The sequence below is a fragment of the Pseudomonas sp. GW821-FHT09E12 genome (genome assembly GCF_059416085.1).
Window position 1 is genome coordinate 1,033,922 of the sequence record NZ_JBWKOM010000001.1, and the last position, 14,978, is coordinate 1,048,899.

The 14,978-nt window shown below is 65.6% G+C and carries 15 protein-coding genes; 9 read left to right on the forward strand and 6 right to left on the reverse strand.

Annotated elements, in window-relative coordinates:
* The first annotated feature begins 126 nt into the window (after positions 1-126).
* From AC07PQ_RS04665 to codA, 7 genes are all read left to right on the forward strand, one after another.
* Positions 127-1,206: a patatin-like phospholipase family protein gene (locus tag AC07PQ_RS04665; RefSeq protein WP_493184351.1), complete on the forward strand. Its 1,080-nt coding sequence runs from the start codon at positions 127-129 to the stop codon at positions 1,204-1,206.
* Positions 1,207-1,303: 97 nt separating this feature from the next.
* Positions 1,304-1,660, forward strand: a complete 357-nt coding sequence (gene queD / locus AC07PQ_RS04670) for a 6-carboxytetrahydropterin synthase QueD (RefSeq protein WP_007930577.1) — start codon at positions 1,304-1,306, stop codon at positions 1,658-1,660.
* A gap of 168 nt (positions 1,661-1,828) precedes the next feature.
* A complete protein-coding gene (locus AC07PQ_RS04675; protein ID WP_007930579.1) occupies positions 1,829-2,665 on the forward strand; it encodes an alpha/beta fold hydrolase in 837 nt (278 codons plus the stop codon).
* Positions 2,662-3,174, forward strand: a complete 513-nt coding sequence (locus AC07PQ_RS04680; RefSeq protein WP_493184350.1) for a nucleoside 2-deoxyribosyltransferase — start codon at positions 2,662-2,664, stop codon at positions 3,172-3,174. Before AC07PQ_RS04675 ends, AC07PQ_RS04680 begins: the two co-directional genes overlap by 4 nt.
* A gap of 119 nt (positions 3,175-3,293) precedes the next feature.
* Complete coding sequence (locus tag AC07PQ_RS04685; RefSeq protein WP_007930583.1) at positions 3,294-3,917, forward strand: NUDIX hydrolase; 624 nt, start codon at positions 3,294-3,296, stop codon at positions 3,915-3,917.
* A gap of 228 nt (positions 3,918-4,145) precedes the next feature.
* A complete protein-coding gene (gene codB / locus AC07PQ_RS04690; protein ID WP_150052282.1) occupies positions 4,146-5,417 on the forward strand; it encodes a cytosine permease in 1,272 nt (423 codons plus the stop codon).
* 78 nt (positions 5,418-5,495) lie between these two features.
* Positions 5,496-6,749 (forward strand): cytosine deaminase, encoded by a 1,254-nt coding sequence (codA, locus tag AC07PQ_RS04695; protein WP_493184349.1) that lies wholly within the window; start codon positions 5,496-5,498, stop codon positions 6,747-6,749.
* A gap of 114 nt (positions 6,750-6,863) precedes the next feature.
* Here codA and AC07PQ_RS04700 read toward each other — a convergent pair whose 3' ends face one another.
* From AC07PQ_RS04700 to AC07PQ_RS04715, 4 genes are all read right to left on the reverse strand, one after another.
* Positions 6,864-7,502, reverse strand: coding sequence for a hypothetical protein (locus AC07PQ_RS04700; RefSeq protein ID WP_157173177.1), 639 nt, complete (start codon positions 7,500-7,502; stop codon positions 6,864-6,866).
* A gap of 130 nt (positions 7,503-7,632) precedes the next feature.
* On the reverse strand, positions 7,633-8,628 hold the full coding sequence (locus AC07PQ_RS04705; protein WP_007930605.1) for a diaminopimelate epimerase: 996 nt from the start codon (positions 8,626-8,628) through the stop codon (positions 7,633-7,635).
* Between the two features lie 76 nt (positions 8,629-8,704).
* Entirely contained in the window at positions 8,705-10,060 is a 1,356-nt protein-coding gene (gene gudD, locus AC07PQ_RS04710) for a glucarate dehydratase (RefSeq protein ID WP_007930607.1), read from the reverse strand.
* Between the two features lie 23 nt (positions 10,061-10,083).
* Positions 10,084-11,436, reverse strand: a complete 1,353-nt coding sequence (locus AC07PQ_RS04715) for an MFS transporter (RefSeq protein WP_007930608.1) — start codon at positions 11,434-11,436, stop codon at positions 10,084-10,086.
* Positions 11,437-11,790: 354 nt separating this feature from the next.
* On the opposite strand from AC07PQ_RS04715, the gene AC07PQ_RS04720 reads away from it, so the two are divergent.
* Positions 11,791-12,507 (forward strand): FadR/GntR family transcriptional regulator, encoded by a 717-nt coding sequence (locus AC07PQ_RS04720; RefSeq protein WP_007930610.1) that lies wholly within the window; start codon positions 11,791-11,793, stop codon positions 12,505-12,507.
* Between the two features lie 34 nt (positions 12,508-12,541).
* On the opposite strand, the gene AC07PQ_RS04725 is transcribed toward AC07PQ_RS04720, so the two are convergent.
* Positions 12,542-13,327, reverse strand: a complete 786-nt coding sequence (locus AC07PQ_RS04725; RefSeq protein WP_493184348.1) for an AraC family transcriptional regulator — start codon at positions 13,325-13,327, stop codon at positions 12,542-12,544.
* A 92-nt stretch (positions 13,328-13,419) separates the two neighbouring features.
* Here AC07PQ_RS04725 and AC07PQ_RS04730 point away from each other — a divergent pair, with 92 nt between their 5' ends.
* Complete coding sequence (locus tag AC07PQ_RS04730) at positions 13,420-13,671, forward strand: hypothetical protein (RefSeq protein WP_007930614.1); 252 nt, start codon at positions 13,420-13,422, stop codon at positions 13,669-13,671.
* A 302-nt stretch (positions 13,672-13,973) separates the two neighbouring features.
* Here the strand turns inward: AC07PQ_RS04730 and AC07PQ_RS04735 are convergent, their stop codons facing one another.
* Complete coding sequence (locus tag AC07PQ_RS04735; protein WP_007932749.1) at positions 13,974-14,966, reverse strand: cyclase family protein; 993 nt, start codon at positions 14,964-14,966, stop codon at positions 13,974-13,976.
* Positions 14,967-14,978: the final 12 nt, after the last annotated feature.

The following is a 14,978-nucleotide window of genomic DNA, read 5'->3' on the forward strand; positions in this document are numbered from 1 at the left end:
CGGGGCTCACGATAGCCGGTCGAACTTAATTGAAACTGAATGGCCATCATCGACGCCGCGCAGGTTTCATTCGGCGCCGCTGGCCCGAGCTTTTATACTCGGCTGTCGCTCGAGATTGAGGCCGGTATGACCGCTATCCACATCAAGTTCCCTGCCCTGACCCTCAAGGCCGGCCCACGCGCCCTGGCGCGCATTCGCGCCAACGGCCTGAGCGCGGCCGAGGTCGGCACCCTGCCCGGCGCCGCCGGCGGGCCGAAAGCCCTGGGCATCCAGGGGCTGGACCTGGCGCTGTTCGGCGAATGGCTGCCAGCGGCGCCACGGGAACGTTCGCTGATTGGCGCCTCGGTGGGTTCCTGGCGCTTCGCCAGCGCCTGCCTGCCGGACGCCGCCGAAGGCATCCGCCGCCTGGGCCAGCTGTACAACGCCCAGAGCTTTGCCAAGGACGTGACCATGGCGCAGATCAGCCAGAGCTCGCAGCGCATGCTGCACGAGCTGCTCGACGGCCGCGATGCGAGCATTCTCGACAACCCGCACTACCGGCTGAACATCATAGTGGTGAAAAGCCACGGCCTGCTCGCCGACGACCATCGCGGGCGGCTGGGCCTGGGGCTGTCCTCGGTGATCGCCGACAACCTGCGTGGTCGCGCGCGCCTGGCGCGGCACTTCGAACGCCTGGTGCTGCATGACCCGCGCCTGGCGCCGCCGCTGCATGCTCTCGACGACTTCCCCTCGCGCTTCGTGCCGCTGGACACCGGCAACCTGCGCCAGGCCCTGCTGGCCTCGGGTTCGATCCCGATGGTCATGCAAGGCGTGCGCGACCTGCCCGGGGCCGGGGCCGGCACCTTCCGCGACGGCGGCCTGCTGGACTACCACCTCGACCTGCCCTACAGCGGCGACGATATCGTGCTCTACCCGCACTTCACCGACCGGGTGATTCCCGGCTGGTTCGACAAGACCCTGCCCTGGCGCCGCGGCAACCCGGGCCGTTTGCAAGACGTCTTGCTGCTGGCACCGTCGAAGGAATACCTGGCGCGCCTGCCCTACGGCAAACTGCCGGACCGCAACGACTTCAAGCGCTTCATGGGCGACGACGCCAGCCGCCAGAAATACTGGCGCAGCGCGATGGACGAAAGCCGGCGCCTGGGCGACGAGTTCCTTGAGCTGGCCGGTAGCGGTCGTCTCGGCGAACAGCTATTGACCCTTTAGTCAGTGTTTTCCCGCAACCGTATAACCAAGCTGGTAAACTCGCCGCCTGCCTTACATCGCCCGCGGCGATAGCCACCTGACCGAGCTGACCGACACTGTGGAAATCTTCAAAGAATTTACCTTCGAATCCGCCCACCGCCTGCCCCACGTGCCTGCAGGCCACAAGTGCGGGCGCCTGCACGGCCACTCGTTCAAGGTGGCCATCCACCTGAGCGGCGACCTCGATCCGCACACCGGCTGGATTCGCGATTTCTCCGAGATCAAGGAGATCTTCAAGCCGCTCTACGAGCGCCTGGACCACAACTACCTGAACGACATCCCCGGCCTGGAAAACCCCACCAGCGAAGTGCTGGCCAAGTGGATCTGGAACGAGCTCAAACCCCTGCTGCCGGAGCTGAGTGCGATCCGCATTCACGAGACCTGCACCAGCGGCTGCATCTATCGCGGCGAGTAACGCCCCAACCTACCCTTGTAGGAGCAGCCGGTCGACGCTCGATTGCTCGCGATGAGGTCCTCGAAGACGGCATCGCCCTTGCGGATTTATCGCGAGCAAGCTCGCTCCTACAGATAACCCGTCGTTTTGGCTTATGCTCTTGCCTCTTGTGCCCAGAGGAAGATCGCCATGACCGACTGGCTGCTGGATCGGCAATATCGTTTCAAGGGGCAAACGGTGCGCTACGCCATTCACGGCGACGGCCCGCCTCTGGTATTGGTGCACGGCACGCCGTTTTCTTCCTACGTCTGGCACCGCATCGCCCCGCATTTCAGCGCCAGCCACCGGGTGCACTATTTCGACCTGCTGGGCTACGGCCAATCGGAACAGGCCGCCGGCCAGGATGTGTCCCTCGGCGTGCAGAACCAGCTGCTGGCCGAACTGCTGGAGCACTGGGGCCTGGAGCGCCCGGACGTGGTGGCCCACGACTTCGGCGGCGCCACCGCCCTGCGCGCCCACCTGCTCAACGGCAAGGACTACCGCAGCCTGACCCTGCTCGACCCGGTGGCGCTGTCGCCCTGGGGCTCGCCGTTCGTGCAGCACGTGCGCCAGCATGAACAGGCCTTCAGCGGGGTGCCGGACTATATCCAGCGCGCCATAGTGCCGGCCTACATTCGTGGGGCGATCCAGCGCGAGATCCCCGACCGGGAACTGGCGCCCTACGTCCAGCCCTGGCTCGGCGCCAGCGGCCAGGCCGCCTTCTACCGGCAGATCGCGCAAATGGACGAGCGCTATACCGCGGAGGTGGCCGGGCTTTATCCCGGCATTCGCTGCCCGACCCAGATCCTCTGGGGCGAGGACGATCAGTGGATCCCCATCGAACGCGGGCGCCAGTTGCACCGGCTGATCCCCGGCTCACGGTTCCAGGCGGTGCCCAACGCCGGCCACCTGCTGCAGGAAGACGCACCGGAAGCCATCATCGCCGCGCTGCTGCGCTTTCTGCCCCAGGCCGGGAGCCAGGCATGAGCCCACGTATCTACCTCGCCGGCTTCGACCTGTTTCGCCGCGATGCCATCGCCCGCGGCGAATACCTCAAGCACCTGTGCCAGGCCCAGGGCCTGCAAGGCCTCTACCCCTTCGACCAGCAGGTGCCGGCCCAGCCGACGCCGGAGCAGACCGCGCAGCTGATCTGCCAGCAGAACATGCAGATGATCCGCGACTGCGACGCGGTGCTGGCCAACCTCAACGACTTTCGCGGCCTGGAGCCGGACTCCGGCACCGCCTTCGAGGTGGGCATGGCCATCGCCCTGGGCAAACCGGTGTGGGCCTGGTTCGAGGCGCCCGCGACCCTGCGCGAACAGGTGCCCCATGACGCCGACGGCCGCGACGCCGAAGGTTTCCTGGTGGAGGACTTCCACCTGCCGCGCAACCTGATGCTGGCCTGCACCTGGGCCGGCCACAGCGGCAGCGCCGAAGAAGCCCTGCCGCGCCTGGCCGCCTACCTCGCCCAGCAACCACCGGCACGCCCCCTGTAGGAGCCAGCTTGCTGGCGATAAGGCCTCTGAGCATTGCTTCGGCCTTGAAGACTCATCGCGAGCAAGCTCGCTCCTACAGTGACGGATTCAGCCCCGGCGATTACCTGAGGACACGCACCATGGAAAACACCTGGCTCACCCACGCCAAACGCTTGCAGGCCCTGGCCTCCACCGGGCTGCATTTCTGCAAGGACCCGTTCGATCGCGAGCGTTACCAGGAAGTCGCCGACATCGCCCACAGCATGCTCGCGCAACTGGCCGACGTGCCCCTGGAACGCATCGCCGGCCTGGTGTCGGACTTCGCCAAACGCTACTCGACACCCCTGGTGGATGTGCGCGGCGCCTTGATCGAAGACGAGCGCATCCTCCTGGTCCGCGAACAGACCGACGGGCGCTGGGCCATGCCCGGCGGGTATGCCGACATCGGCCTGTCGGCCGCCGAAAACATCGTCAAGGAGATCCACGAAGAGGCCGGGCTCAGCGTCTCGGCCCGCGCCCTCTACAGCGTCCGGCACAAGGCCAAGGGCCCCTTCACCCCCGACACCCGGGACTTCTACAAGCTGTATTTTCTCTGCGAGCGCAGTGAGCGCAGCGCCCCGGTGGCCGGCTCGGAAGTCAGCGACGCCGGGTTCTTCGCCCTCGACGCCCTGCCCGAACTGTCCCGCGGCCGCACCGTGGAAAGCGATATCGAAGCCGCCTTTGCCTTCCACCGCGGCGAAACCCGCCTGACCCTGTTCGATTGATCGGGCGTCCGTGATCCAATTTGTCTCACCGGCGCACCGCTTTCGCGCCTGAGCCGGCCAATCGGCCGCGCCGGAAAGCAAAAATCCCCTGCTTGTCTATAAATCTCCTGCAGGTTGCACAGCGCCAGCCGAACGCCCCTGACCCTGGGGGCGTTGGCACGGCGACTGCAGCAGATGCCTGCGTCGCTTACGCACCAGGCCACGCCTGGGCCAATCAGGGGAAGGCACATGACGCAGAACGATCCAGGCAACGACTACCCGCTCAGCGAAGTGCCGATGCACGCGCGCAAGGGCCTGGCCTCCACGGCCATGGTGCTGCTGGGCTTCACCTTTTTCACCGCCACCATGTTCGCCGGCGGCAAGCTCGGCGTGGCCTTCAGCTTTGGCCAGATGCTCGGGGTGATCGTCCTCGGCAACCTGCTGCTGGGCCTGTACGCGGCGGGCCTGGGCTATATCGCCTTCAAGAGCGGCCTGAACTCGGTGCTGATGGGACGCTTCTGTTTCGGCGAGGTGGGCAGCAAGCTCAGCGACCTGATCCTCGGGTTCACCCAGATCGGCTGGTACGCCTGGGGCACCGCCACCGCCGCGGTGGTGCTGGGCAAGTATTTCGAGCTGGGCCAGGACACCGTGCTGGGGCTGATGGTGCTGTTCGGTCTGGTGTTCTGCGCCACCGCCTACGTCGGTTATCGCGGGCTGGAAATCCTCTCCTGGATCGCGGTGCCGGCCATGGCCCTGCTGCTGTTGCTGTCGATGTGGGTGGCCACGGTCAAGGTCGGCGGCCTCGAGGGGTTGCTGGCCGTGGTGCCGAGCGCCAGCCTCGACCTGTCCACGGCCATCACCCTGGTGTTCGGCACCTTCGTCAGCGGCGCCACCCAGGCCACCAACTGGACGCGTTTTTCCCGCTCGGCCAGGGTCGCCGTGCTGGCCAGCCTGATCGGCTTTTTTATCGGCAACGGCCTGATGGTGCTGATCGGTGCCTACGGCGCCATCGTCTACCAGCAGCCGGACGTGGTCGAAGTGTTGCTGTTGCAGGGCTTCGCCATGGCCGCCATGGCCATGCTCCTGCTGAATATCTGGAGCACCCAGGACAACACCATCTACAACTTCGCCGTCGCCGGCTGCAACCTGCTGCGCACCGGCCGGCGCAAGACCGTGACCCTGGCCGGCGCGGTGATCGGCACCCTGCTGGCGCTGCTGGGCATGTACGACATGCTGGTGCCCTACCTGATTCTGCTGGGCACGGTGATCCCGCCGATTGGCGGGGTGATCATGGCCGACTTCTTCTATCGCTATCGCGGCCAGTACCCGCGCCTGGCCGACAGCAAATTGCCGGCGTTCAACTGGGCCGGCCTGGGCGCCTATGCCATCGGCACCGTGGCGGCCTTCGGCTCGCCCTGGGTCGCTCCACTGGTAGGCATCGCAGCCGCCGCCCTGAGCTACATGCTGCTGAGCAGCCTGCTCGGCGCACGCGCCACCACCGCCGCGGACATCCAGGCATGAGCCCGGGCCACGCGACGTTGCGGCCGCCGGCCCGAGCGCCGTACCCTGACCGCCTGGATTGAAAAAGGAATCGCTCCGATGCTCATCATCAACGCCCGCCTGCGCAACCGCGAAGGCCTGCACGAACTGCACCTGGAGAACGGTCGCATCGCCAGCATCGCCCGGCAGACCGAAGCCCCGACCCTGGGCCCCGACGACCTCGACGCCGGCGGCAACCTGGTGGTGCCGCCCTTCGTCGAGCCGCACATTCACCTGGACGCCACCCTCACCGCGGGCGAGCCGCGCTGGAACATGAGCGGCACCCTGTTCGAAGGCATCGAATGCTGGGGCGAGCGCAAGGTCACCATCACCCAGGAAGACACCAAGGCCCGCGCCCGGAAAACCCTGCGCGCCCTCGCCGCCCACGGCATCCAGCACGTGCGCACCCATGTCGATGTCACCGACCCGGAGCTGACCGCGCTCAAGGCCATGCTCGAAGTGCGCGAGCAAAGCACGCACCTGGTCGACATGCAGATCGTCGCCTTCCCCCAGGAAGGCATCGAAAGCTACCGCAACGGTCGCGAACTGATGGAAGAGGCGATCCGCCTGGGCGCCGATGTGGTGGGCGGTATCCCGCACTTCGAGTACACCCGCGACCAGGGCGTCAGCTCGGTGAAGTTCCTCATGGACCTGGCCGAACGCACCGGCTGCCTGGTGGACGTGCATTGCGACGAGACCGACGACCCGCATTCGCGTTTTCTCGAAGTGCTGGCCGAGGAAGCTCGCAGCCGCGACATGGGTTCGCGGGTGACCGCCAGCCACACCACCGCCATGGGCTCCTACGACAACGCCTACTGCGCCAAGCTGTTCCGCCTGCTCGGCCACTCGGGCATCAGCTTCGTCTCCTGCCCCACCGAAAGCATCCACCTGCAGGGGCGCTTCGACAGCTTCCCGAAACGCCGCGGCGTGACCCGGGTCAACGAGCTGCTGGAAGCCGGGATGAACGTGTGTTTCGGCCAGGACTCGATCGTCGATCCCTGGTACCCCCTGGGTAACGGCAACATCCTGCGGGTGCTGGAAGCCGGCCTGCATATCTGCCACATGCTCGGCTACCGCAACCTGCAGAGCGCCCTCGACCTGGTCACCGACAACAGCGCCAAGGCCCTGGCCCTGGGTGAGCGTTACGGCCTGGAGGAAGGCCGGCCGGCCAACCTGCTGATCCTGTCGGCCGACAGCGACTACGAAATGATCCGCAGCCAAGGCCTGCCGCTGTACTCGATCCGCGACGGCAAGGTGCTGATGAAACGGCAGATGGCCCAGGTCGAGCTGCCAGGTGATGCGGGGTTTGTGTAACGGCCGCTGACATCATCGCGGGCAAGCCTCGCGCCTACAGAAGCAGGTTGCATATTCCTCTGTAGGAGCGAGGCTTGCCCGCGAAGGCGGCATCTGACTCAACACTTTTTCGAATCAGGGTTTACGACTGGACTCGTACTTTTCCAGAATGATCCGGACAGGCTTTTCAAGCGAAGAGAACGCATTCGGGCATAGCTTCTTGGCTGCCAAATACGCCTCAAAACAATGATCCGAGGCGGAACCTTTTATCTGCGTATAAGCACCATCGGCCAGTGTCGCCCCGGCACCTAGATGCTGTGCCTTGGACAGCTCTGTCGCCGCCTCCCGTATATCCTTGGCCCCTTGAGTAGAACAGGCTGAGATCCCCCTATCACGCAACCGCTGCATCTCTGCATATTCACTGGTGCATTCAACGTCTCGGTTTGCAAAAGCCAGGGCCAACTGCTGATTGGCTTTCGATCGGTCAAGATCAAAAGCAGGTTTTTCGTTAACGACGGCAAGAATGCCCAACAACAGCAAAAGACCACCGCCCAACTTGACCCACACGGACTCTCTGGACCCGGAGAACCCCAAGAGCACGCAGAAGCCAGCCAGAAAACCTGCTTCAAGCGCCACCGCAGCGGAAAACCAGGCACTATCGCAAGCATTAAGAACAGCAATCACACATCCGGCCAATATCGCCAATGCGGCAATAATTACTCTGAGCGTCACAAATACTCCGAAGATCAGCACAAAAGACGAGATGCCTTTCACAACACACTAATCGGCACACAATCGCCACCCTTGAGTTGTTATCCCAAGCATCATCGTGCCTGAACCTCTACAGACGCTCTTCAAGCTCTCCGAAAAGTCCTGCGGACTATTGCGCAGCCTGCAACAGCGGCTACGGAATCAGGCGCGCCGTCCCGAACAGGCTCACCCGCACCAGCTCCCCACCCCGCTCCTCCAGGCGCAGCGGCGCGGTGCCGCCGGGCATCACCACCGCGACTTCGCCGGCCTTGACCCAACCGACCCGCCACGCCGCGCTGGCCACCGCGCTGGCGCTGGTGCCGGAGGATGCCGTGGGGCCTTCGCCGCGTTCGAACACCCGTGCAGCGATGCGCTGCGGGCCCTCCAGCCACGCCCATTGCAGGTTCACCCCGGCCGGACAGGGTTCACCGCTGCCGGTGGGCAGGGCGTAGGCGATACGGGTCAGGGCCTCGGCCAGGGGCGCTTCGCTCATCTGCCGGTTGCCCGGCAAGGCGCTGGCGTCACTGACCAGGGTCACGCAATGGGGGTTGCCGATACGCACGAACTGGCTACGGCACCATTGCGGGTGCAACCGCGCCAGCCCGCGCACCCGGCTCAGCTCGACGCAGCTCGAACCGTCATGCTCGACCCCGTGTTGCGCACCCACGGCGTGCGGGCCGAACGCCGGTTGCCCGAGGTCCAGCCAGAAACCGGACACCCCGGCCACCTGCGCCGGCTCGACCAGGGTCGCCAGCGGCGACACCCCGTCCGGCTTGTCGTGATGCACCCGCAGCTGCGCAGGCCCCTGGGCCGGCAGCAGCCCTTGCTCGGTCAAGGCCTGGGAAAAGATGGTCAGGCCGTTGCCGCTGCGCTCGGCCAGGGTGCCGTCGGTGTTGACGATCAGCAGGTCGAACGGCGGCGCGTCCTGGAACGGCCCGACCAGCAAACCGTCGCTGCGATGGGCCTTGGCCCCTTCCGGCCGGGTGCCGGAGGGCCAACTGCACAGGGCTTCGATGGCCTGCTCGCTCCAATTGGCCCGGGCCAGCGCCGCCTCGGCCGCGCTGGCCGGCAAGGCGATCCCCAACCGGCGTACCGCCTCGGGCGCCACCACGCCGTAAAGATTGCCGCGGGCATCGTAGAAAGCAGTCATTGCAGGGCTCCAAAAGCAGACGGGCCGCTGACATTACTGTGAATGCAGCGGCCCGGCCAAGCTTCTCCTGCCTGGCTCAGCGCACCAGGCACGGCTGCTTGTTGTCGAAGCGCCAGCCCGGGATCAGGAACTGCATGGCCACGCTGTCGTCCCGCGCCCCCAGGCCCCGGCTGTTGTACAGCTCATGGGCGCGGGCCAGCGCGTCCAGGTCCAGTTCGACGCCCAGCCCCGGCGTCTGCGGCACCGCCACGCAGCCCTCGACGATCTGCAGCGGATTGCGGGTCAGGTGCTGGCCGTCCTGCCAGATCCAGTGGGTGTCGATGGCGGTGATCTCGCCCGGCGCCGCGGCCGCCACATGGGTGAACATGGCCAGGGAAATGTCGAAGTGGTTGTTGGAATGCGAGCCCCAGGTCAGCCCCCATTCATGGCACATCTGCGCCACCCGCACCGAACCCTGCATCGTCCAGAAATGCGGATCGGCCAGGGGAATGTCCACCGCTTGCAACTGGATCGCGTGGCCCATTTCCCGCCAGTCGGTGGCGATCATGTTGGTCGCCGTGGGCAGCCCGGTGGCGCGGCGGAATTCGGCCATCACCTCGCGCCCGGAGTAACCGTTTTCCGCGCCGCAGGGGTCTTCGGCATAGGCCAGCACCCGGTGTTGATCGCGACACAGGGCGATCGCCTGTTTCAGCGACCAGGCACCGTTGGGGTCGAGGGTGATGCGCGCCTTGGGAAAGCATTCGGCCAGGGCGGTGACGGCCTCCATTTCCTCTTCGCCGCGCAGCACGCCGCCCTTGAGCTTGAAGTCGTTGAAGCCATACCGCGCCTTGGCCGCCTCGGCCAGGCGCACGATGCTCTCGGCGTTCAGCGCCGGTTCATGGCGCAGGCGCAGCCAGGCATCGTCGGCCTCGGCTTCGTTGCGGTAGGCCAGGTCGGTCTGGCGCCGGTCGCCGATGTAGAACAGGTAGCCGAGCATCTTCACCGATTCGCGCTGCTGGCCTTCGCCGAGCAACGCCGCCACCGGCACCCCGAGGAACTGGCCGAGCAGGTCGAGCAGCGCCGCTTCCAGCGCGGTCACCGCATGGATGGCGATGCGCAGGTCGAAAGTCTGCTGGCCCCGCCCGCCGGCATCGCGCTCGGCAAAACGTTGGCGCACCCGGTTGAGCAGCTTCTGGTAATGGCCGATGGGCTGGCCGACCAGCAGTTCCCGGGCCTCTTCGAGGGTCGCGCGAATCCGCTCGCCCCCCGGCACTTCACCGACCCCGGTGTTACCGGCGCTGTCGGTAAGGATCACGATATTGCGGGTGAAAAACGGGCCGTGGGCGCCGCTGAGGTTGAGCAGCATGCTGTCATGCCCGGCCACCGGCACCACTTGCAGTCGGGTGACAAGCGGTGTCTGGCCAGGGTGATGATGGGTGGATTCAAAAGTCATGGGGCGGTTCCTGTCGGCAAAGGTCAGTGGGTTTTGTCCAGCAGCGGGCGGGCATCGTCCAAGGGCGTCGGCATGACATGGGCCTTGGGCCGGGTGCGGGCGAAAAACACGATGATCGCGGCGATGATCGAGGTCGCCGCCAGGCTGTACAGGCCACCCTGGATCGACCCGGTGCGTTGTTCCAGCAGGCCGAAGGTGGCCGGGGCGACGAAGCCGCCGAGGTTGCCGATGGAGTTGATCAGGGCGATCACCGCGGCGGCGATGCGCGCATCCAGGTAGGCCTGGGGAATCGGCCAGAACAGCGCGGATGCCGACTTGAAGCCGATAGCGGCGAAGCACACGGCGACGAAGGCGAACACCGGCCCGCCGGTGGTGGACAGGAACATCCCGACGGCCGCCACCAGCAAGGCGCTGGCGACCCAGGCCTGCTGGAACTTCCATTTGCCGGACGCCGCGGCGAAGGCATACATGGCGATGATCGAGATCAGCCAGGGAATGGAGTTGAAGAAGCCCACCTGCAGGTCGCTGAGGTCGCCCATCTTCTTGATGATGCTCGGCAGCCAGAAGGTCGCGGCGTAGATGGTCAGCTGGATGCAGAAGTAGATCAGGCAGAACAGCAGGATCTGCCGGTCCTTGAGCAGGGTCCAGAGCGACGGCTTGACCGGCATCGCCGCTTCGCGCTCGCGCTGTTCGCCGTCGATCGCCCGCACCAGCGCCTCCTGCTCGCCGGGGCTCAGCCACTTGGCGTCACGGGGCGTGGAGTCGAGCCAGAACCAGACAAAACCGCAGAGCAGCACCGAAGCCATGCCCTCGATGATGAACATCCACTGCCAGCCGTGCCAGCCCAGGCCCTCGATCTGCAACAGCGCTCCGGACAGCGGGCCGGAGACCAGCGAAGCCACGGCCGAACCGCTTAGGAAAATGGCGATCGCCTTGCCCCGCTCCACCCCGGGCAACCAGCGGGTGAAGTAATAGATCACCCCGGGGAAGAACCCGGCCTCGGCCACCCCCAGCAGGAAGCGCAGCACATAGAACTGGGTTTCGTTCTGCACGAAGGCCATGGCCGTGGCCACCAGCCCCCAGGTGAACATGATGCGGGTCAGCCAGATCCGCGCGCCGACCCGCTGCAACAGCATGTTGGACGGCACTTCGAACAACGCGTAACCGATGAAGAACAGCCCGGCGCCAAAACCGTAGGCCGCGGCGCCGATGCCCAGGTCATGTTCCAGGTGGGTGCGGACGAAGCCGATGTTGACCCGGTCGATGTAGTTGACGATGAACATGATGACGAACAGCGGCAGCACATGGCGCTTGACCTTCGCCACGGCGATGGCCAGCAGGGAATCGTCGCCGGCCGGATTGAGGGTGGTATTCACGATGCCTCTCCCACTTGTTTGTTGTTGTGTGCGGGTGACTGGGCGAGCGCCCTAGTTGACAGTCATCATACAAGTAGAAAAATAGCGTCACAAGCGCAGACTCGTCGCAGAAGTCGGTACTCGAGGCTTTGTTGATCGAAGAGAATGTTGAGAAATAAACTCAACCAATTGATTTAATTCATATAAATAAAAAATATAGGCACAGAAATATTTTTCAGGCTGCACTCGCGCTGAGAACCTGCACTGAACCCTGAAGTGACTTATCCGATAACTTGTCATACATGTCAGACAAGTTGAGCCCTGCCCGGCCACTTCGGTGATAAGCTTTTTGCTTCCTCCCCGCGCGACCTTGCCATGAGCACCGAATCCGATATCGCCCCGGGCCGCCGTCGCCCTTCCACCAACCTGGCCCATGACCTGGTCAGCGACCTGACCCAACAGATCATGCGCGGCCTGCTCAAGCCCGGTGACAAGCTGCCGTCGGAAAGCACCATCGTCCGCGCCCATGGCGTCAGCCGCACCGTGGTGCGCGAAGCCATCTCCAAACTGCAGGCCGCCGGCTGGGTGGAAACCCACCATGGCGTCGGCAGCTTCGTGCTGGAACGCCAGGACACTCACGGCCTGCGCTTGAACGTCGATACCGCCCTGAGCGTGCGCGACATCCTCGAATTGCGCCTGGGCCTGGAAACCCAGGCGGTGGCTCTCGCCGCCCGCCGGCGCAGCGCCGAGCAACTGGCGCAGATGCGCCAGGCGCTGGACGACTACCAGCAACTGCTGGCCAACAACGACAGTTGCGTGGAGGCTGACCAGCGTTTCCACCTGCTGATCGCCGAAGCCACCGGCAACCCCTATTTCGTGCAGATCCTGCAATCGTTGGGCAACGCCCTGATCCCCCGGACCCGGGTGCGCGACGCCGAGCGCGGCGATGTCGACCTGGCGCAACTGGCGACCCTGGCCAACCAGGAACACGAAACCCTCTACGCCGCCATCCGCCGCCAGGACCCGGATGCCGCACGGGCGGCGATGTGGACCCACCTGAGCAACAGCCGGGAGCGGTTTTCGGCGGGGTGAGGGCATGCGCCCGCGTCTATCGGGGTAGCGGCGCTCAGCCTGTTCCGTGCCGGGCGAAATAGCGCCCCGGCGTCACCCCGAACTGACGTCGGAACATGGCGATAAAGGCGCTGACATTGTCGTAGCCCAGGTCCAGCGCCACCCGGGTCACTGCATCGCCCGCCGCCAGGCGCTCCAGGGCCCGCAGCAATCGCGCGCGCTGCCGCCACTGGCTGAAGGCAAAACCGGTCTCGGCGACAAAACGCCGGGCCAGGGTTCGTGGCGAGATCCCCGCCCATTGCGCCCAGGCCTCCAGGCCGCGGCTGTCCGCCAGGTCGTCGGCCAGCACCTGGCAGATCCGCCGCAACCGCGGGTCCACAGGCAATGGCAGGCCAAAGGGTTCCACCGGCAGGCTGCCCAGTTCATCGAGGATCACCCGGGCGATGCGCAATTGCGGCTCATCCAGCGCGCCTTGTGGCCAGCTCGCCGCACGCATCACCGCCTCCCGCAACAGCCCGGAGGTGGCAATGATCCGTGGTTGCGCCGGCAGTTCGTGGCAGGCCTCGGGCTCGACATAGATGCTCCAGCCGTCGAACGGGCCATGGGAACGCAAGGCGTGTTCGCAGCGGGGCGGCACCCACACAGCATGGGTCGCCGGCACCACCCACTGGCTGTCGGCCGCCGTCACCGACAACAGGCCGCGCCGTGCGCCGAGCAGTTGGCCGCGGGCGTGGCTGTGGGCGGCGGTCTGCCGTTCGATCGGGCTGTGTTGCCACGCCGCGACCAGCAGCGGACCGCTCTCGGCTTGAGCGAGCAAGGGGGAAACCAAAGGTTGGGACATTGGCTGTTTCACGTTATTCAACGGCAAGAACCAGGTAGTTTAGCCAATCCTCGGACCGCAGACTGAACGCTCATTCACACGAGGATCGATCCATGCGCGCCGAAGACCTGTTACCCGATCAACTCAACCATGGCGACTTCAATGGCACCCAGGTACGCAAAGGTACGGTGGGGGCCTTCCTGATCAATGCCCGGCTGTGGAGCGACCCGGGCACCTCGGCGCAGCAGCGCCGCGTGGCCGAGGAAGATCTGCTGGCCGCCCTGCCGGCGCTCAGGGCCCTGGGGCTGTTCGAGCTGATGCGCGTGCGCGACCCGGCCTTACGGACGTTGTGCGAGCAAGACTAACGCCGACAGCCCCTGCAGCCGCTGCCGAGCCCGCGAGGCTGCGATAGACCCGCAGGGCCTCCAGCGCCCGCAAGATCCCCGCGAGCGTGCCGCTCGATCGCAGCCTGCGGCAGCGGCTACACAAGCATCGAGCCTGACCGGAATATCGAGGGAGTCCCCGTTCCCTGTAGCCGCTGCCGAGCCCGCGAGGCTGCGATAGACCCGCAGGGTCTCGGCGCCCGCAAGATCCCCGCGAGCGTGCCGCTCGATCGCAGCCTGCGGCAGCGGCTACACAAACATCGGGCTGACCGGACGGCAGGCGTTTAGCGAATCGGCAAGGCAATCGGCCGAATCGGCGCGGCATCGGCACCGCGCAACTTCAATGACGCACCGATAAAGGCGAACTGGTACACCCGGTCCCGCGACAGGCCTTCGAGATTGACCAGTTCCAGGATCGGCGCGCCCTGCATCGCCAGCAGGTAGGTATGCAACGGCAAGTAGTTGCCTTCCACCTCCGACGGGAAGGTCTCGAAACTCAGGTTATCGGCGCCCACCACCATCGCGCCGCCCTCCTCCACCAGGAACTTCGCCGCGTCCAGGCTCATGCCCGGCGGGTTGGCCATATAGGCCTGGGCCTTTTCATAGTCGCGCATGCGCCCGGTGCGGATCAGCACCACGTCGCCCTTTTCCAGGCTGACCTTCTGCGCCTTCAGCGCCTGTTGCAGGTCGGCGCGGGTCACCCGGTAATTGTCCGCCAGCATGTCCACGCCCTTGGCCGCGGCGACGTCGATCAGCACCCCGCGGGCAACGATCGGCGGCAGTTTTTCCGCGCCGGTGACGTTCCAGCCGCGATCGCCCAGGTGCTGGTCGGCGCGAAAGCCGTTCCAGATCTTGCCGTCGAGGCCGAAGTGGTTAAGCGCATCGATATGGGTGCCCATATGGGCGTACATCGACACCGCCGAGCCGGTATAGCTGACATGCCGGTTCATCGGTTCGCCGACCTGCATCGGGTCGGCGATCACATTGCCGTGGGGGGTGTGGGTCATCCACATCTGGTACGGCGGATCGCCCGCCGCCTGCCAGCTGGGCATGCCGACGAAATACTCGACTGCCAGGTCATAGGCCTGGCTGCCGCTGACCCGGGCCATGATCGCCGCCCGCGACTGCTCGGTGATCAGGTTCAGGCGGCCGATCTCATCCTTCGGCCCCCAGGGGCTGACGCCGACTTCGGCCTGGGGCGCGGCGCCGCACAGCGCACTGAACAGCGACAAGGCGGCCAGGCCGGGGATGACAGGCAACAAACGGGAAACAGCCATGACGACACTCCT